Source organism: Rahnella rivi (genome assembly GCF_019049655.1).
Taxonomy (GTDB): domain Bacteria; phylum Pseudomonadota; class Gammaproteobacteria; order Enterobacterales; family Enterobacteriaceae; genus Rahnella; species Rahnella rivi.
Window position 1 is genome coordinate 79,050 of the sequence record NZ_JAFMOX010000061.1, and the last position, 16,745, is coordinate 95,794.

16 protein-coding genes are annotated in these 16,745 nt (G+C 57.7%); 8 read left to right on the forward strand and 8 right to left on the reverse strand.

What is annotated here, in order from left to right:
• Position 1 precedes the first annotated feature (1 nt).
• Positions 2 to 901: a glycyl-radical enzyme activating protein gene (locus J1779_RS14480; protein ID WP_217204069.1), complete on the reverse strand. Its 900-nt coding sequence runs from the start codon at positions 899 to 901 to the stop codon at positions 2 to 4.
• Positions 902 to 1,047: 146 nt separating this feature from the next.
• On the opposite strand from J1779_RS14480, the gene fsa reads away from it, so the two are divergent.
• On the forward strand, positions 1,048 to 1,713 hold the full coding sequence (gene fsa, locus J1779_RS14485; protein ID WP_056780627.1) for a fructose-6-phosphate aldolase: 666 nt from the start codon (positions 1,048 to 1,050) through the stop codon (positions 1,711 to 1,713).
• Between the two features lie 261 nt (positions 1,714 to 1,974).
• Entirely contained in the window at positions 1,975 to 2,970 is a 996-nt protein-coding gene (gene kdgT, locus J1779_RS14490) for a 2-keto-3-deoxygluconate transporter (protein WP_217204070.1), read from the forward strand.
• Positions 2,971 to 3,014: 44 nt separating this feature from the next.
• Here the strand turns inward: kdgT and lsrK are convergent, their stop codons facing one another.
• Complete coding sequence (lsrK, locus tag J1779_RS14495) at positions 3,015 to 4,607, reverse strand: autoinducer-2 kinase (RefSeq protein WP_168734077.1); 1,593 nt, start codon at positions 4,605 to 4,607, stop codon at positions 3,015 to 3,017.
• A 70-nt stretch (positions 4,608 to 4,677) separates the two neighbouring features.
• On the reverse strand, positions 4,678 to 5,664 hold the full coding sequence (lsrR, locus tag J1779_RS14500; RefSeq protein ID WP_056780619.1) for a transcriptional regulator LsrR: 987 nt from the start codon (positions 5,662 to 5,664) through the stop codon (positions 4,678 to 4,680).
• 231 nt (positions 5,665 to 5,895) lie between these two features.
• On the opposite strand from lsrR, the gene lsrA reads away from it, so the two are divergent.
• Genes lsrA through lsrG form a run of 6 tightly spaced genes read left to right on the forward strand, consistent with a single transcriptional unit; the run spans position 5,896 to position 11,771 of the window.
• A complete protein-coding gene (gene lsrA, locus J1779_RS14505) occupies positions 5,896 to 7,458 on the forward strand; it encodes an autoinducer 2 ABC transporter ATP-binding protein LsrA (protein WP_217204071.1) in 1,563 nt (520 codons plus the stop codon).
• Positions 7,452 to 8,528, forward strand: coding sequence for an autoinducer 2 ABC transporter permease LsrC (gene lsrC, locus J1779_RS14510; protein ID WP_217204072.1), 1,077 nt, complete (start codon positions 7,452 to 7,454; stop codon positions 8,526 to 8,528). Before lsrA ends, lsrC begins: the two co-directional genes overlap by 7 nt.
• Positions 8,528 to 9,553, forward strand: coding sequence for an autoinducer 2 ABC transporter permease LsrD (lsrD, locus tag J1779_RS14515; RefSeq protein ID WP_217204073.1), 1,026 nt, complete (start codon positions 8,528 to 8,530; stop codon positions 9,551 to 9,553). Before lsrC ends, lsrD begins: the two co-directional genes overlap by 1 nt.
• A 28-nt stretch (positions 9,554 to 9,581) precedes the next feature.
• Positions 9,582 to 10,583: an autoinducer 2 ABC transporter substrate-binding protein LsrB gene (lsrB, locus tag J1779_RS14520; protein WP_420804209.1), complete on the forward strand. Its 1,002-nt coding sequence runs from the start codon at positions 9,582 to 9,584 to the stop codon at positions 10,581 to 10,583.
• 18 nt (positions 10,584 to 10,601) lie between these two features.
• Positions 10,602 to 11,477 (forward strand): 3-hydroxy-5-phosphonooxypentane-2,4-dione thiolase, encoded by an 876-nt coding sequence (gene lsrF, locus J1779_RS14525; protein WP_122095493.1) that lies wholly within the window; start codon positions 10,602 to 10,604, stop codon positions 11,475 to 11,477.
• 3 nt (positions 11,478 to 11,480) lie between these two features.
• Positions 11,481 to 11,771, forward strand: a complete 291-nt coding sequence (gene lsrG / locus J1779_RS14530; RefSeq protein WP_217204075.1) for a (4S)-4-hydroxy-5-phosphonooxypentane-2,3-dione isomerase — start codon at positions 11,481 to 11,483, stop codon at positions 11,769 to 11,771.
• Between the two features lie 147 nt (positions 11,772 to 11,918).
• On the opposite strand, the gene J1779_RS14535 is transcribed toward lsrG, so the two are convergent.
• The 5 genes from J1779_RS14535 to J1779_RS14555 form a co-directional block, all read right to left on the reverse strand.
• Positions 11,919 to 12,764, reverse strand: a complete 846-nt coding sequence (locus J1779_RS14535) for an amino acid ABC transporter ATP-binding protein (protein ID WP_238485167.1) — start codon at positions 12,762 to 12,764, stop codon at positions 11,919 to 11,921.
• A 27-nt stretch (positions 12,765 to 12,791) separates the two neighbouring features.
• A complete protein-coding gene (locus tag J1779_RS14540; RefSeq protein WP_056780589.1) occupies positions 12,792 to 13,706 on the reverse strand; it encodes an amino acid ABC transporter permease in 915 nt (304 codons plus the stop codon).
• A 35-nt stretch (positions 13,707 to 13,741) separates the two neighbouring features.
• A complete protein-coding gene (locus tag J1779_RS14545) occupies positions 13,742 to 14,245 on the reverse strand; it encodes a GNAT family N-acetyltransferase (RefSeq protein ID WP_056780587.1) in 504 nt (167 codons plus the stop codon).
• A 15-nt stretch (positions 14,246 to 14,260) separates the two neighbouring features.
• Positions 14,261 to 15,190 carry an ABC transporter substrate-binding protein gene (locus J1779_RS14550; protein ID WP_200930324.1) on the reverse strand — a complete coding sequence of 310 codons (930 nt, stop codon included), beginning with the start codon at positions 15,188 to 15,190 and terminating at the stop codon, positions 14,261 to 14,263.
• 204 nt (positions 15,191 to 15,394) lie between these two features.
• Positions 15,395 to 16,579, reverse strand: a complete 1,185-nt coding sequence (locus J1779_RS14555) for a M20 peptidase aminoacylase family protein (protein ID WP_217204076.1) — start codon at positions 16,577 to 16,579, stop codon at positions 15,395 to 15,397.
• Positions 16,580 to 16,745 lie beyond the last annotated feature (166 nt).

Here is a 16,745-nt window from a genome sequence, read left to right on the forward strand (position 1 = left end):
TTTATCCTCTTAACTGTGCACAAAGCCCTTTTTCTGCGGCGTATTCTTCGGCGAATGTCAGCAGGTCAGGGTCATTTAACGGCTGGCGCGCGGCCAGATAAGGTTGTCCGAGCAGGACGTATTTATTGATACCCAGGGTGTGATACGGCAAAAAATGGATGGCTTCGCAGCCCGTTTCTTCAGCTGCAAAATCGATAATCTGACGGACAGACGCCCGGTCTGCGTTGAAATCAGGGATCAGCGGAACGCGCACAATCAGCCTCTGACCGGCTGCAGCCAGACGCCGGAAATTATCCAGCACCCGTCTGGCCGAGCCACCGGTCAGCCGCCGGAAGGGGGCGTCGGCGACATGTTTGAGATCGGCCAGCAGCAAGTCCAGCGCGCCAAGTGAAGGGTCGATGTATTTCCACGGCACATGCAGACAGCTTTCCACGGCGGTGTGCAGCCCTTCCTGACGGCAACGTTGCAGCAGCGTCAGCGCGGTGTGCGGCTGCATAAAAGGTTCTCCGCCGGAAAGCGTCACGCCGCCGCCGGTGCGCTGATAAAAAGGTTTATCGCGCAGGATCTGCGTCATCAGCGCGTCGATATCCGCCTTATTTCCGCACACGCTCAGCGCACCGGCCGGGCAAACCTGTTCTATCTGGCACATATCGCTGGCGAGGAAATCGTCCCGACGGATCTCAATACCGTTCTCCGTGACGGCCACGGCGTGCGGAAATGCCTGCGCACAGTGCTGGCATCCGGCGCTGCACAGGCGGGCGTCGAACAGAATGTCAGGCGCAGCCGCACGGCTTTCCGGGTTCTGACACCAGGTGCAACTCAGTGAACAGCCTTTGAGAAAGACGACCGTGCGGATCCCCGGGCCATCATGAGTGGAATAACGCTGCACATTGAAAATCATACGGACACTCTCGCGGTTAAAAACCTTCACTCATAATTTACAGGCTTTCATTCGTAAGTCAGTTTGATGATGATCAACAAACCTTGCGCTTGCAGGCGTACACTCTCAGAACTTTGCATTCGCTCACAGGTTTCAAGGAGAGGGTTATGGAGCTGTATCTCGATACTGCCGATGTCATTGCGGTAAAACGTCTTTCACGCATTCTGCCGTTACAGGGAGTGACCACCAATCCGAGTATTGTGGCGAAAGAGGGGAAATCGCTGTGGGACGTACTGCCCGCACTGCGTGATGCGCTGGGTGGCACCGGGAAATTATTTGCACAGGTGATGGCGTCAGATGCCGAGCAAATGGTCGCTGAAGCTCTGTTACTTTCACAGCGGGTGTCGGGTTTAGTGGTGAAAATACCGGTCACGCGGGAAGGCCTGGCGGCGATTAAAAAGCTGAAAGGGATGAACATTCCGACGCTCGGCACAGCGGTTTACGGCGCGGGTCAGGGATTGTTATCGGCGCTGGCCGGTGCGGAATATGTTGCGCCTTATGTGAACCGGGTCGACGCGCAGGGCGGTGACGGCATCGCGATGGTCAAAGAGTTACAGACGCTTCTCACCCTCCATGCACCGCAGTCCAAAGTGCTGGCAGCGAGTTTCAGAACGCCGCGTCAGGCGATGGATTGTTTGCTGGCAGGCTGCCAGTCGATCACCCTGCCGGTGGACGTGGCTGAACAGCTGCTCAACACGCCTGCGGTCGAAGCGGCAATAGAAAAGTTTGACGCAGACTGGCGGCAGGCCTTCGGCACCACTTCCCTCGGCTGATTTCCTCTTCGTTTCACCCCCGCCCGCACAGGTCACTGTTGCGGGTTTTTTTGTTTCCATAGGTTAAGAATTTTCGTACAAAAAAGCTGGAAATGTGATTTCGCGCCGAAATTAATTATTGACGAACGCCATTAATGAAACCGCTGATCTAAAAAATAGAAACATCGTTTCATTTTATGATTGCGGTCAATTTTATAAGCCTGATGAATGGATAACGTAGCGGCATAACGTCATCCAATACTTTTATATCAGGTGGAAAATATGCACATTAAAAGAGCGATAGAAAGAATCCCCGGCGGCATGATGTTGGTGCCTCTGTTCATCGGCGCGCTGTGTCACACCTTTGCCCCTGACTCGGGAAAATATTTCGGTTCCTTCACCAACGGGCTGATGACCGGCACGGTGCCTATTCTGGCGGTCTGGTTCTTCTGCATGGGTGCCTCCATCAAAATCAGCGCGACCGGTACCGTACTGCGTAAATCCGGCACGCTGGTTATCACCAAAATCGCTGTTGCCTGGATTGTGGCGGCAATAGCCTCGCGCTTTATGCCGGAAAACGGCGTCGAGTTTGGCTTCTTCGCCGGGCTGTCGGTGCTGGCGCTGGTGGCGGCGATGGACATGACTAACGGCGGTTTATACGCCTCGGTGATGGAGCAATACGGCACGAAAGAAGAGGCGAGCGCCTTTGTTCTGATGTCGCTGGAATCTGGCCCGCTGATGACCATGATCATTCTCGGCACGGCGGGTATCGCCTCTTTTGAACCGCACGTCTTTGTCGGTGCCGTTCTGCCCTTCCTGATTGGTTTTGGCCTGGGGAATCTGGATCCTGAACTGCGTGAATTCTTCGGCAAAGCGATTAAAACGCTGATCCCGTTCTTTGGTTTTGCACTCGGTTGCACCATCAATCTGACCGTGATTGCACAGACAGGTCTGCTGGGTATTCTGCTGGGTCTTTCGGTGATTGTCGTGACCGGTATCCCGCTGATGCTGGCAGATAAATTTATCGGAGGGGGTGACGGAACCGCCGGTATCGCCGCCTCCAGCTCCGCCGGTGCGGCAGTGGCAACACCCGTGCTGATTGCTGAAATGGTGCCGGAATTCAAAGCCGTCGCCCCGGCCGCCACGGCGCTTGTCGCCACCTCGGTGATTGTGACCTCGATTCTGGTCCCGATCCTGACCGCCATGTGGTCGAAAAAAATGAAAGGAAGAGCCGCAAAACAGAGCGTTAAGCTGGAGACGGTGGCGCGAATTAAATAAGCAGAAACGAAGGGGGCGTTCAGTTCCCCCTTTATCACCCCGGTTTATAACCCCGGCGCTTTCCACATCGACGTCGTCAAATGCCGGTCAACCAGCCCCAGTTGATCGGCATACACTTCCTGCCAGTTGGCTTTCTGCACCAGATATTTTGCATGATTCGCCACATCCGGCTGATATTCCCGCTCCCAGCGCACCAGGGCTTCGCCGGTATCCGCGAGAGAGGCATACACCCCGGCGGCCACACCGGCCGCAATCGCGCAGCCCAGCGCCGTGGCTTCTTTTACCACCGGCACATTCACCGGCACGCCGGTAACGTCACTTAAAATCTGACACCACAATTTCCCCTTCGAACCGCCACCGGAAAACACCAGTGATTTGGCGCGCACGCCTGAAAAAGCGGCGATCATGTCAAGATTACAGGCCGAGACGATAGCGGCATTTTCTTCCAGTGCGCGGAACAACGTCGGTTTGTTGCATTTTTCAGGGTCGATGGAGAGATTGATGAACGACGGCGCGGCGTGATACCAGTTTTTGAAATGCATCGCATCAGAGAACACCGGCGTCACGCCCCACGAACCGACCGGCACGCGGGCGGCCATGTCTTCCAGCAGGCTGTAAGTGTCCACGCCCAGGCGCTGCGCCAGGGTTTTCTCTTCGGTGCAGAACGCATCACGGAACCAGCGCATGGTCAGGCCGGTGAAAAAGCTGATGGATTCTGCCTGCGCCATGCCGGGGATGACGTGCGGATTCACGCGGATATTCATCTCAGGGTCGGTCACCGGCTGGGGTAAATTGACGATTTGCTGCCAGAACGTGCCGCCGAGTACGGCGGTCTGGCCGGGGCGCACCAGCCCGAGGCCGAGCGTGCCGAGCTGCGCATCGCCGCCGCCCATGCCGACCGGCGTACCCGCTTTCAGGCCGCAGGCATCGGCGGCGCTGGCGGTGACGTAGCCGAGGCGGGTGCCGGTTTCAGCCACCGGCGACAGCATATCGGCACGCAGACCGGCCATGTCCAGCAACTCAGGCCGCCAGTTACGGGTGGTGAGATCTAACATCCCGGTGGTGCCGGCATTTGACGGGTCAACCGCCAGTTCGCCGCTGAGCATATACGCCAGCCAGTCGCTGATCATCGTGATGGTGGCGGCCTGACGGTAGATATCCGGGCGATGATGAGCCAGCCACAGCAAACGCGGCATGGCGCTGAGTGCCAGCGTCTGGCCGGAACACTCATAGACTTCGCGTTCAAATTCAAAATCGTGGATTTCTTTCAGTTCGGAGACTTCGCGGCTGGCGCGCGCATCCACGTTGGCGCAGGCCCAGATCGGGGCGCCGGATTTGTCATACAGCACAATGCCTTCGCGCATCGAACAGGCGGCAACGGCCCGGATGGCGGAGGCGGGGAGATGTGCTTCCTGCAATGCCTGACGGATACACTGGCAGGCCAGCTGCCAGTTTTTTTGCAGATCAAATTCCATCGAGCCGGGCACATCCGGCACCGCCAGATGGATCCACTCGGCCTGTCCGGCGGCTATCTGTTCGCCTTCAAGATTGAAAATCACCGCGCGGACACTGCCGGTCCCGGCGTCCAGCGCCATTAAATAGCTGCGTTCGTGGTCAGAGTTCAGGGTTGAGGTCATCGCCAGGTTCTCCCGTGCCGGTTTATCGGGCACCTGTTACCTGACCGCCACACCCCTTACACCCTGCGGGTCAGCCGAGCAGCGCCAGCATGGCTCTTGCTGTGCTCTCTTCAGTAACCAGTGCGTTAATGCGTTTACCTTTCAGCGCCGCGACAATGGCCTCGGCTTTCTCGACACCGCCCGCCACGCCTAACACGGTGGGGATGCTGGCCAGTTCGTCCGGCTTCACGGCGATCAGCTCATCGTGGATCGCCATATTTTCCGCCAGCTCGCCGCTGCGCTGCATAAAGAAACCGAGAATGTCGCCGACCGCGCCTTTGCGGCCAAATAACAACTGTTCGCCTTCGCTGATATACCCGGAGCGCAGGATGGTCGCTTCCTGTTTCTGATTCAGCGAACCAATGCCCACCACCGCGATATCGGCGGCGCAGGCTGCCAGCATCACGTCATGAACGTTTCGTTCCTGACGGAAAATCGCGGCCACGCTGGCGGATGACGCCCGCAGCGGCGCGGGAATAATGCTGACCCCGCAGGCGGCATCCAGCTGGCCGATGCCGGTCATATACGGCCCGACACCGCCGGAAAGCGTCACCATGCGGATTTGCTGCGAGGAGATAAATCCGCTCAGGTGTTGCAACGTACTCATCGCCGTTTCGCCAAACCCTACCGCCAGCAGCTGTTCTGGTTTGAGCAGGGTCATCAGCATATGCGCCGCGCCGACGCCCAACCGTGCGCTCAGCGAGCCGTCGGCCAGCTGCGGCAGCACGCGGATTTGCTGCAAGTCAAAACGTTCCAGCAGGGTGTTTTCCAGCGACAGACACCCCTCGAAACGCGAGTTAATTTGCACCCGGATTACCCCGGACTGCCGGCCTTTTTCCAGCAGGCGCGAGACTTTCAGCCGCGTCAGCCCAAGCCGTTCACCAATCTCATTTTGGGTCAGGCCGTCGTGGTAATAGAACCACGCGGTGCGCGCCAGCAGTTCCTCTTCACCCATGCTGAATTCCAGATGATTAGTTAAATCGGACAGGACCGTTTTTGTGCCGTTTTCAGAAGTCATAGTGAACACTTATCAAAATGTAGATCAATTGTTCGTTAACGAAATGTTGTTAACTGTGATGTGTATGGCAAATTCCAAATGATTGACGCCTGAATCATATCGCAGAGTATATGAGTTGAACAAATTGTGATCGACCCAAAAGTTTTCTTCCCCGCCGCAGACTAGGTTTATGAACAATGTTAAATGATAAATACATTTGTTCACTTAATGTATCCAGTCCGAGGTCGACGCATGCAGCACAGCGAACATTCATCCGCAGCACCCGGTTGCCCGCCTGTACTTTTACAGGTCAGCGGCGTCAGCAAAAATTTTTCCGGTATCGCCGTGCTGAAAGACATCAGTTTCAGCCTGCACTCCGGGGAAGTGCATGCGCTGCTCGGCGGGAACGGGGCCGGGAAATCAACGCTGATGAAAATCATTGCCGGCGTCGAGACAGCGGACAGCGGTGAGATGCAGCTCGCGGGGCAACCGCTGGTGGCGATGACCCCCGCGAAAGCGCATGAGGCGGGCATCTATCTGGTGCCGCAGGAGCCGATGCTGTTCCCGAGCCTGACGGTGCGGGAAAATATTCTGTTTCGCTTACCCGCCCGGCAGGCCAGCGAGAAAAAACTGCAACACACGCTGGACGGGCTGGGCTGCAACCTGCCGCTCGGTGCGCTGGCTGGCACCCTTGAGGTGGCCGATCAGCAACTGGTGGAAATCCTGCGCGGTCTGATGCGCGACGCGCGATTGCTGATCCTTGATGAACCGACCGCCTCGCTGACACCGGCAGAATCCGCCCGCCTGTTTACCCAGGTCAGGCATCTGACTGACAAAGGCGTCGGCGTGGTGTTTATCTCGCATAAACTGCCGGAAATCCGCGCGATTGCCAACCGTGTCAGCGTCATGCGAGACGGCAATATCGCGCTGAGCGGCACATTGTCTGACCTCGACAACGATGCGCTGATCCGCGCTATCACCCCGCAAAACCTGGAGAACGCGCTGCCCGCAGAACAAAAACTGTGGCTGGATCTGCCCGGCACACGGCGTAATCAGGCAGGCAGCGAACCGGTCTTACAGGTGCAGAATCTGACCGGTGAAGGCTTTATCAATATTTCATTCAGCGCCCGCGCCGGGGAAATCGTCGGGCTGGCAGGCGTGGTGGGGGCTGGGCGAACCGAACTGGCGGAAACCCTGTATGGCCTGCGCCCCGCGCAAAGCGGTCAGGTGATGCTGATGCAACAAGACATCAGCGGCCTGACGACCTTACAGCGGCTGAAAAAAGGGCTGGTGTATCTGCCGGAAGACCGGCAGGCCTCCGGCCTGTATCTGGATGCGCCGCTGAGCTGGAACACCACTTCACTCACCTTCAACCGTCAGGGCTGGTGGCTGAATATCAAACGCGAAGCCGCAGTGCTGGAACGCTATCACCGGGCACTCGGCATTAAATACCGCGACGGGGCGCAAACCGCCCGCACGCTTTCCGGCGGTAATCAGCAAAAACTGCTGATCGCCAAATGCCTCGAGGCGCAGCCAGCGGTGCTGATTGTGGATGAACCAACGCGGGGCGTGGATGTGTCCGCGCGCGCCGACATTTACCAGCTGCTGCGCAACGTGGTGGAGCAGAACGTGGCGGTGATCCTGATTTCTTCCGATCTGGATGAGATCGAAGCGCTGGCAGGGCGGGTGTTCGTCATGCATCAGGGTGAACTGAGCGGCGAATTGCGCGGGGCGGACATCAACGTCAATAACATCATGCACATCGCGTTTGGTAATCATCCCCAGACCGCCGCCACCGGAGGATCCTCATGCTAAAGCGCATACAGAACAATCGTGAACTGACCGCGCTGATGGCGATTATCGCGCTGTTTGCCCTGCTCGGCGCAATGGACAGCCAGTCGTTCAGCTTCCAGACCCTGAGCATGATTTTCGGCAGCGCGCAGATCCTGATGCTGCTGGCGATGGGGGCCACCGTGGTGATGCTGACCCGTAACATTGACGTGTCGGTGGGTTCCATTACCGGCCTGTGCGCCGTGACGCTGGGTGTGCTGCTCAACGGCGGCATGAGCCTGCCGCTGGCCTGTCTGCTGACGCTCGGCACCGGCCTGCTGGCCGGGGTATTCAACGGTGTGCTGGTCGCGTGGCTGCGTATTCCGGCGATTGTCGCCACGCTCGGTACGCTCGGGTTATACCGCGGGCTGATGCTGCTGATGACCGGCGGCAAATGGATTGAAGGCTTACCGGCCGGGCTGAAATCGCTCTCCGAACCGGTGTTCCTCAGCGTTTCATCACTGGGCTGGCTGGTGATTGTTTTACTTATGGCGATGTTCTGGATGCTCAGCCGCACCGCCTTTGGCCGCAGTTTCTACGCTGTCGGCGACAACTTACAGGGCGCACGGCAGCTCGGCGTGGCGGTCAACCGCGTGCGCATTCTGGCGTTCGGCATCAACGGCATGATGGCGGCGATCGCCGGGATCGTGTTCGCTTCGCAAATCGGCTTTGTGCCAAACCAGACCGGCAGCGGGCTGGAGATGAAAGCCATCGCTGCCTGCGTGCTGGGCGGCATCAGCCTGCTCGGCGGCACCGGTTCAATCGTCGGCGCGGTGCTCGGCGCCTATTTCCTGACCCAAATTGACAGCGTGCTGGTGCTGTTACGTCTTCCTGCCTGGTGGAACGATTTCATCGCCGGCGTGGTGTTGCTGGCGGTGCTGGTGTTCGACGGCAGATTGCGGCAGGCGTTGCAGAAAAACCTGCGCCGCCAGAAATACGCCCGTTTCCTTTCTGCCAGCCCGCCGGTTTCAAAGAAACCTGCTGAACGTAAATCTCAGCAACCGAAAAATACCAGCCGACGGCTAAGTACCGGCAAAAAGAGCGGGGTGGTGTGATGAACAAACTTCAACAATATGGCTGGGAAGCGGCGCTGCTGGTGTTGCTGATCGCCGAAATCTTGCTGTTCGGTTTCGCCAACCCGCGCATGCTGGACGCCAGTACACTGCTGTTCAGCACCAGTGATTTCATCACCATCGGCATTGTGGCGCTGCCGCTGACGCTGGTGATTGTCAGCGGTGGCATCGACATTTCTTTCGGTTCCACCATCGGCCTGTGCGCCATCGCGCTCGGCGTGTTGTGTCAGGCCGGTGTGCCGCTGGCGCTGGCGATAGCCCTCACGCTGGCGCTCGGTGCCGCCTGCGGTTTACTCAACGCGGCGCTGATCCTCTATACCGGCGTCAATCCTCTGGTGATCACGCTTGGAACGCTCTATCTGTTCGGCGGCAGCGCCTTGCTGCTTTCGGGGCTGGCGGGCGCGACGGGTTTCGAAGGCATCGGTAATTTCCCGGATGCCTTTACCAATTTCGCCAATCAGGTGGTGCTGGGATTACCCATGCCGCTGCTGATCTTCCTGCTGGCGACGCTGTTTTTCTGGCTGCTGATGCACCGCAGTCGCACCGGCCGCAACGTGTTTCTTATCGGTCAGAATGCCCGTGTGGCGCGTTACGGCGCGCTGCCGGTCAGCCGCACGGTGTTTGCCCTTTACGGCATGACCGGTCTGGCCTCGGCAGTGGCCGCCATTCTGATGACCTCTTATTTCGGCTCGGCGCGTTCTGATCTCGGTAACGCCTTGCTGATGCCCGCCATCACCGCCGTGGTGCTCGGCGGCGCCAATATCTACGGCGGTTCAGGTTCCATTCTCGGCACGGCGCTGGCGACGCTGCTGATCGGGTATCTCCAGCAGGGTTTACAGATGGTCGGCGTCTCCAGTCAGGTTTCCAGCGCGCTGTCGGGTGCGCTGCTTATCCTGGTGGTGATTGGCCGTTCCGCCAGCCTCAACCGGGGTCTTATCCGCAGTGTTTTCCAGCGTTATCGCCAGCGTTGGTCTGCGCCTTCTTCTTCTGTCACGTCTTCTCAATAAGCCGGGGTTAATGATGAAAGCCAACACAATGAAAACCGTATTAATTGCCAGCGCCGTCAGCCTCGCCTGCCTGAGCGCGCAGGCGGCAGAACGTATCGCGTTTATTCCTAAACTGGTGGGCGTCGGTTATTTCACCAGCGGCGGTAACGGCGCAACGGCGGCGGGCAAGGCGTTGGGCGTGGATGTGACCTACGACGGCCCGACCGAACCGAGCGTTTCCGGCCAGGTGCAGATGATCAACAACTTCGTCAATCAGGGCTACAACGCGATTGTGGTCGCGGCGGTGTCGCCCGACGGATTGTGTCCGGCGCTGAAACGCGCCATGCAGCGCGGCGTAAAAGTGCTGACCTGGGATTCCGATACCAAACCGGAATGCCGCTCGATTTACATCAACCAGGGCACCCCGCAGCAGCTCGGATCCCTGCTGGTGGAGATGACGGCGAGTCAGGTGAAAAAAGAAAAAGCCAAAGTGGCATTCTTCTATTCCAGCCCGACGGTGACCGACCAGAACCAGTGGGTGAAAGAGGCGAAAGCCAAAATTGCCAAAGAGCATCCGGGCTGGGAAATCGTGACCACGCAGTACGGCTATAACGACGCCACCAAATCCCTGCAAACCGCCGAAGGGATCCTCAAATCTTATGGCGATCTCGACGCGATTATTGCCCCAGATGCCAACGCATTACCGGCTGCTGCACAGGCAGCGGAAAACCTCAAACGCACCAACGTCACCATCGTCGGCTTCAGTACGCCAAACGTGATGCGCCCGTACGTTGAGCGCGGCACGGTGAAACAGTTCGGTCTGTGGGACGTGGTCAGTCAGGGCAAAATCTCGGTTTACGTGGCCGACCATTTATTGAAAAAAGGCGAATTTAACGTGGGTGACAAACTGGACGTACCGGACGTCGGAACGGTGGAAGTGATGCCGAACAGCGTGCAGGGCTACCAGTATGAGGCCAAAGGCAACGGCATCGTGTTACTGCCGGAGCGTGTGGTCTTCACCAAAGACAACATCGGTAAATACGATTTCTGACGATAAGGAGACAGGAAAATGGCAGATCTGGATGACATCAGAGACGGCAAAAACTTCGGCATCGGCACGCCGCAGCACAATCACGCCTTCTTTCTTAAAGGCTGCGGTCAGCTGGACTGGGGCATGCAGTCGCGGCTGGCGCGGATTTTCAATCCTGAATCCGGTCGTACGGTCATGCTGGCGTTTGACCACGGCTATTTTCAGGGCCCGACGACCGGCCTTGAACGCATTGACATCAACATTGCGCCGCTGTTCGCCCACACCGATGTGCTGATGTGTACCCGTGGCGTGCTGCGCAGCGTGGTGCCTGCCGCCGTCAACAAACCGGTGGTGATGCGCGCGTCCGGCGGTAACTCGATCCTGACCGAACTTTCCAACGAAACGGTGGCGGTGGCGATTGAAGATGCGCTGCGCCTGAACGTCACGGCGATGGCGGCGCAGGTGTATATCGGCAGTGAATACGAGCATCAGTCGATTAAAAATATTATTCAGCTGGTCGATCAGGGGATGCGCTACGGCATGCCGACCATGGCGGTGACCGGCGTCGGGACCGACATGGCGCGCGATCAGCGTTACTTCTCGCTGGCGACCCGCATCGCGGCGGAAATGGGCGCCAACATCATCAAAACCTATTTTGTTGATGAAGGTTTTGAGCGCGTCGCGGCGGGCTGCCCGGTGCCTATCGTGATAGCCGGCGGTAAAAAACTGCCGGAACGCGAGGCGCTGGAAATGTGCTTCAAGGCCATTGATCAGGGCGCATCGGGTGTCGATATGGGGCGCAACATCTTCCAGTCAGAATCACCGGTCGCCATGCTGAAAGCCGTGAAGGCGGTGGTGCATGAAAACGCCAGCGTGGCGCATGCGTATGAACTGTTCCTGAGCGAAAAGGGGTGAATCATGGAAGTGACGCTGGTCGAAATTAATGTTCAGCCGGAGAAGGTGGAAGAGTTTCTGAAAGTATTCCACGCCAACCATCTCGGCGCGGTGCAGGAGCCGGGAAATCTGCGGTTTGATGTATTGCAGGACGAGACGGTACCGACGCGGTTCTTTATCTACGAAGCCTATCAGGATAACGACGCGGTGCTGGCGCATAAGAAAACCCCGCATTATGTCCGGTGCGTCGAGGCGCTGGAAGAGATTATGTCGGAGCCGAGGAAGAAGACGGTGTTTAAAGGGGTATATCCGTAAGCTGACGTTTAACGTCAAGGTAACACCGGCCTGGGGGGCGGCCTGTCGCCGCCGCCCAGGTGCGTAAACTGCGCTTGCTGAAAAAGCAGGGCATAATCCAAAACAGCAAAAGCACTTTCCTGCCAGCTTCCGGTGCAATCGGAAATCTTAAAGCACCTTTTCTAAGAAAGCCCGGGTCCTCGCATGAACCGGGCGCTCCAGTACCTGTGCGGCAGCGCCGCTTTCCACCACGCGGCCATCCACCATAAACACCACCTGATCCGCCACCTGGCGCGCAAAGCCGATTTCATGGGTGACCACCACCAGCGTGACGCCCGACTGCGCGAGTTTTTTAATCACGTCCAGCACTTCGCCGACCAGCTCCGGGTCAAGGGCGGAGGTGGGTTCGTCGAACAGCATGACTTTGGGATTGAGTGCCAGCGCACGCGCAATGGCGATGCGTTGCTGCTGGCCGCCGGACAAATGTCGCGGCCAGGCGTGGGCTTTTTCGCGCAGGCCAACGGTGTCGAGCAGATCATAGGCCCGCAGGATGGCCTGCTTACGGCTCAGGAAACCGTGCACCACCGGCGCTTCGATAATGTTATCCAGCACCGTCATGTGCGGGAATAAATTGAAATTTTGGAACACATAACCGACGTGAGTGCGCTGTTTGAGAATGGCGCGCTCTTTCAGTTCGTACAGCGTGTCACCCTTGCGGCGGTAACCGATGTACTCGCCGTCGATCTGAATAAAACCTTCGTCTACGCGTTCGAGATGATTGATGGTGCGCAGCAGGGTGGATTTGCCGGAGCCGGAGGGGCCGAGGATCACCGTGACCGTCCCCGGTTCGATGTTCAGGCTGACGTTATCCAGCGCCTTATGCGCGCCGTAATATTTGCTCAGGTTACTGATGCTGATGTGTCCGACGGTGGCCGCCTGCGGCCTGCGCGGGAACAACGGCTTAACGGGAGTTTCCGCCGGGCGGTTTACAAATAAATCAAAGGCTTCGGACATGATGATTCTCCTGGAAAGTTAAGCCGCTCATGCGCGGGTCAGACGCCACTGGCGCAGGCGCTGGAAAAGCGTCGGGGCGGTCTGACGTACGGTGCCGCGTGAGAAATAACGCTCGACGTAATACTGTAAAACCGACAGCACCGTGGTGATCAGCAGATACCAGATGGTCGCCACCATCAGCAGCGGGATCACCTGCTGCGTGCGGTTGTAAATCACCTGCACGGTGTAAAACAGTTCCGGCATCGACAGCACGTACACAATCGACGTGCCTTTCGCCAGGCTGATCACTTCGTTAAAACCGGTCGGCAGAATTGAGCGCAGCGCCTGCGGCAAAATGATGCGGAAGGTGCGGCGGTATGCCGGTAATCCCAGCGCCGCTGCCGCTTCGTGCTGACCCTGCTCAACGCCCATGATCCCGCCGCGAATGATCTCTGCGGTATACGCCGATTGCACCAGCGACAGGCCAAGCACGGCGACGGAGAACTGATCCAGCAGATCCACGGTCGGCGTGCTGAAAAACGACAGTGAGGTAAACGGAATGCCGAGCGAGAGGTTGTCGTACAGATAGGAAAAGTTGTAGAGGATGATCAGCACCAGCAACAACGGCAGCGAACGGAACAACCAGATGTAACCCCAGGCCAGCGAATTGAGCAGGTAGGATTTCGACAGTCGGGCGAGGGCCAGCGCGGTGCCGAAGATCACGCCAAAGACCGTGCCGAGCAGGGTGAGAAGCAGGGTTTTACCCAGCCCCGACAAAATCACCGGTTCAAAAAACCACTGGCGAAACACACCCCATTCCCAGCGGGGATTGGTGGCTATCGACTGCACAATCGCCAGCAAAATGAACACCGAAAAAACCGCACCGGCCAGCCGCCACGGATAGCGTGCCGGCACCACTTTCAGCGGGGGATGATTCACGAACGGGGATGTGTTTTCGCTCATACTTTTTCTGCCTGTATTCAGTGTTATCGTGCCGGTCAGGTGACCGGAACATCAGCGGTCAGCGCCTTGATGAAGGGCAGACGCCCGTCATACGGCGGGCGGGAATACACTTCCGGATCCAGCCGGGTGTCGAACTGCGGCTGATAACCGTGGGATAAATACAACCCGACGGCTTCCGGCTGACGAAAACCCGTGGTCAGAAAGACCCGGCGGTAACCTTGTGCGGCCACCCGACGCTCCAGTTCCTGCAAAATCTTCTGTGCCAGCCCCTGACGGCGCAGCGAACGGTGCGTCCAGATGCGTTTCAGTTCGGCGGTGTCCTCGTCGTAGCGTTTGTAGGCGCCCATCGCAATGGGCGCGCCGTTTCTCAGCAGGACGATAAATGCGCCGCCGGGGGCGGAAAATACGCTGTCATCTTCCGGTGGCTGGCTGGAGAAAAAGTCGCCGTAGCGCTCGCGGTATTCACCAAATAACCCTTCGATGACCGGCGCAATCAGCGGATCGTCCGGCACGGTCTGAATAAAGATATCGTCGCTCATGGTGCAGTCTCCTGATCAGTCGCCCAGTCCCGGCGGGTTGATTTCTGAATGGTCAATTTTCTCGACGCTCTCGCCCCAGCGATCCAGCACCTGTAAATAGGCACCGCTGGCGATGGCGCTGTTGAGCGACGCCTGCACGGCATCCACTAATCCGTTACCCTTTTTCAGCGTGACAGCGATGTTGGCGGTTTTCGGCCAGCCGCCCGGCACGGTGCCGACCAGTTGGGTTTTACCGGTCAGCAGCGATTTATACGCGCCGGTCACGTTCGGGCCGAAAGTAGCATCGGCGCGGCCAGACTGGATCGCCAGCGTCGCGGCGGCATCGTCGGTCACGTATTGCGGTTTAAACGCCGGCAGCCCCTTGGCCTGATTCTCTTTATCCCACGCCAGCAGCACGGCTTCCTGATTGGTGCCGGAGCCGACGATAATGCGTTTACCGGCGATGTCCGGTGCGGATTTTATCGAGGTGATTTTGCTGCCGGTCTTCACGTAAAAGCCCAGCGTGTCTTCGCGGTAAGTGGCGAAATCAAATTTGGTTTTGCGGTCTTTGGTCACGGTGATGTTGTAGATCGCCGCGTCGTATTTGCCGGAGGTGACGCCCAGCGGCCAGTCCTCCCAGGCAGCCGGGACCACTTTCAGCTTCAGGCCCAGACCGTCGGCCACCAGACGGGCGATATCCGCCTCGCTGCCGATCACCGTTTTGTTATCACGGGCGAACAGGCCAAAGGGCGGGGCACTGCCGAGGACGGCCAGTGCCACGGTCAGCGTCCCCGGTTCGACAAACTTAAAGTTGGCCGGAATTTTTGCTACGGCTTCCGGGCTTTTCGGCGTGTGTATCGGTGTTTCATTGGCAATCAGATCAATACCCGGCGCGGCGTAAGCTGCTGAAGAAAAACTGACGAGTGCTGCGATGGCGGTGGCTGTGAGAGTGGCGCTATGTTTCATCATTATTATTTTTACCCTGCATGCTTATTGTCTGTGGTGATGACGGTGAGGTGACACTTTCACTATTCCCGAGTGTTACAGGGATGTAAAACAACAAAATTAAATAATCAAAGAGAGAAAATGGAAATACAGCGCAGCGGGTAAAGTCCACGAAAAATGCCCGGAATATCCGGGCATGAGAAAATAAAATCTGGAATAAAGCGGTTATCCGGCGGTTAATTCCTGCAGGGCTTTTTCGGCCAGTTGCTGGAAATAATTCGCCGCCGGGAAAATAGCGGCTTCATCCGGATTAAACTGCGGATGATGTAAACCAAATTCGCTGGCCGAGCCGATGCTGACAAATGCACCGGGGACGTGATGCAAATAAAACGCAAAGTCTTCGCCGCCCATTTGCGCGGTGGCTACTTCGGCCTTGTACCCAAATTCAGCCGCCGCCTGCAGGCTGAACTCTGCCCAGCGCGGGGTGTTGACGACCGCCGGTGGCCCGCCAAACCAGTGCAGTTCGGCTTGTGCGCCCAGGGCAGCGGCGACGCCGGAAATCAGCTGGCGGATGCGCCCCGGAATTTGCTCCCTGATATCGTCGTTGTGCGTGCGCACCGTGCCTTCCAGTTCGACATGCTGGGGCAGAACGTTCCAGGTGTTACCGCCCTCGATGCGGGTCACGCTGACCACCGCCGATTCCTGCGCCGCCACATTGCGGCTGACCAGTGTTTGCAGCGCGGTGACGATATGGCTGGCGGTGACAATGCTGTCCACACCTTCTTCCGGATGCGCCGCGTGCGCGCCTTTGCCGGTGACCGTTATCTGGAAGCGATCGACGTTGGCGTAGAACGCGCCGCCCTTGGTGGAGAAGGTGCCCACCGGCAATTCAGGCGCATTGTGCAGACCAAAAATCGCATCAACGTTTTCCAGCGCACCGGCCTTGATCAGCTGTGTGGCACCGCCAAACCGCTCTTCCGCAGGCTGGAAAAACAACCGCACGCGGCCAGGTAATTGGTCTTCCCGCGCTTTGAGCAAATAGGCCGCGCCGAGGATCACCGACGTGTGGAAATCATGGCCGCAGGCGTGCATGACGCCCGGTTGCTGCGAGCTGAACGGCACGCCGGAAGTTTCTTCAATCGGCAGGGCGTCGATATCCCCGCGCAGCGCCACCACCGGCCCGTGATCAGGGCCGATTTCAGCGACAACGCCGGTTTTCAGGCCGAGGGATAAAATACGGATCCCCGCCGCGTTCAGCCAGTCGGTAATTTTCCGGGTGGTGACAAATTCCTGATTGGATAATTCGGGATGTTGATGTAATTCGCGACGGTGGGCGATGAGTTGCTTTTCTAATTCAGTATTTTTTGTACCTGCATCGGTACGGATTTCATCGGCAAGTGAAAGGGTCATTATAAATAGCCTTATATGGGTAGAGATTGCAGTCATTTCATCCTAGCCACTCAGGGCGAAGGGACTAAATACCCTGTGGCTATAATTTATAAACGAAATCGCAAACCCGCCGCATAGCAAAATATTCACTATAGAAACGCGATTTAATTATTTCGTTTCAGGCTGA

Coding starts and splice junctions, on each gene's coding strand:
- lsrC (WP_217204072.1), top strand. CDS start 7,452: ATGCTAAAGCGCATACAGAACAATCGTGAACTGACCGCGCTGATGGCG.
- lsrA (WP_217204071.1), top strand. CDS start 5,896: ATGCAGCACAGCGAACATTCATCCGCAGCACCCGGTTGCCCGCCTGTA.
- J1779_RS14480 (WP_217204069.1), bottom strand. CDS start 901: ATGATTTTCAATGTGCAGCGTTATTCCACTCATGATGGCCCGGGGATC.
- J1779_RS14545 (WP_056780587.1), bottom strand. CDS start 14,245: ATGAGCGACGATATCTTTATTCAGACCGTGCCGGACGATCCGCTGATT.
- lsrG (WP_217204075.1), top strand. CDS start 11,481: ATGGAAGTGACGCTGGTCGAAATTAATGTTCAGCCGGAGAAGGTGGAA.
- lsrB (WP_420804209.1), top strand. CDS start 9,582: ATGAAAACCGTATTAATTGCCAGCGCCGTCAGCCTCGCCTGCCTGAGC.
- lsrK (WP_168734077.1), bottom strand. CDS start 4,607: ATGACCTCAACCCTGAACTCTGACCACGAACGCAGCTATTTAATGGCG.
- J1779_RS14555 (WP_217204076.1), bottom strand. CDS start 16,579: ATGACCCTTTCACTTGCCGATGAAATCCGTACCGATGCAGGTACAAAA.
- lsrR (WP_056780619.1), bottom strand. CDS start 5,664: ATGACTTCTGAAAACGGCACAAAAACGGTCCTGTCCGATTTAACTAAT.
- lsrF (WP_122095493.1), top strand. CDS start 10,602: ATGGCAGATCTGGATGACATCAGAGACGGCAAAAACTTCGGCATCGGC.
- lsrD (WP_217204073.1), top strand. CDS start 8,528: ATGAACAAACTTCAACAATATGGCTGGGAAGCGGCGCTGCTGGTGTTG.
- J1779_RS14550 (WP_200930324.1), bottom strand. CDS start 15,190: ATGAAACATAGCGCCACTCTCACAGCCACCGCCATCGCAGCACTCGTC.
- kdgT (WP_217204070.1), top strand. CDS start 1,975: ATGCACATTAAAAGAGCGATAGAAAGAATCCCCGGCGGCATGATGTTG.
- J1779_RS14540 (WP_056780589.1), bottom strand. CDS start 13,706: ATGAGCGAAAACACATCCCCGTTCGTGAATCATCCCCCGCTGAAAGTG.
- J1779_RS14535 (WP_238485167.1), bottom strand. CDS start 12,764: ATGTCCGAAGCCTTTGATTTATTTGTAAACCGCCCGGCGGAAACTCCC.
- fsa (WP_056780627.1), top strand. CDS start 1,048: ATGGAGCTGTATCTCGATACTGCCGATGTCATTGCGGTAAAACGTCTT.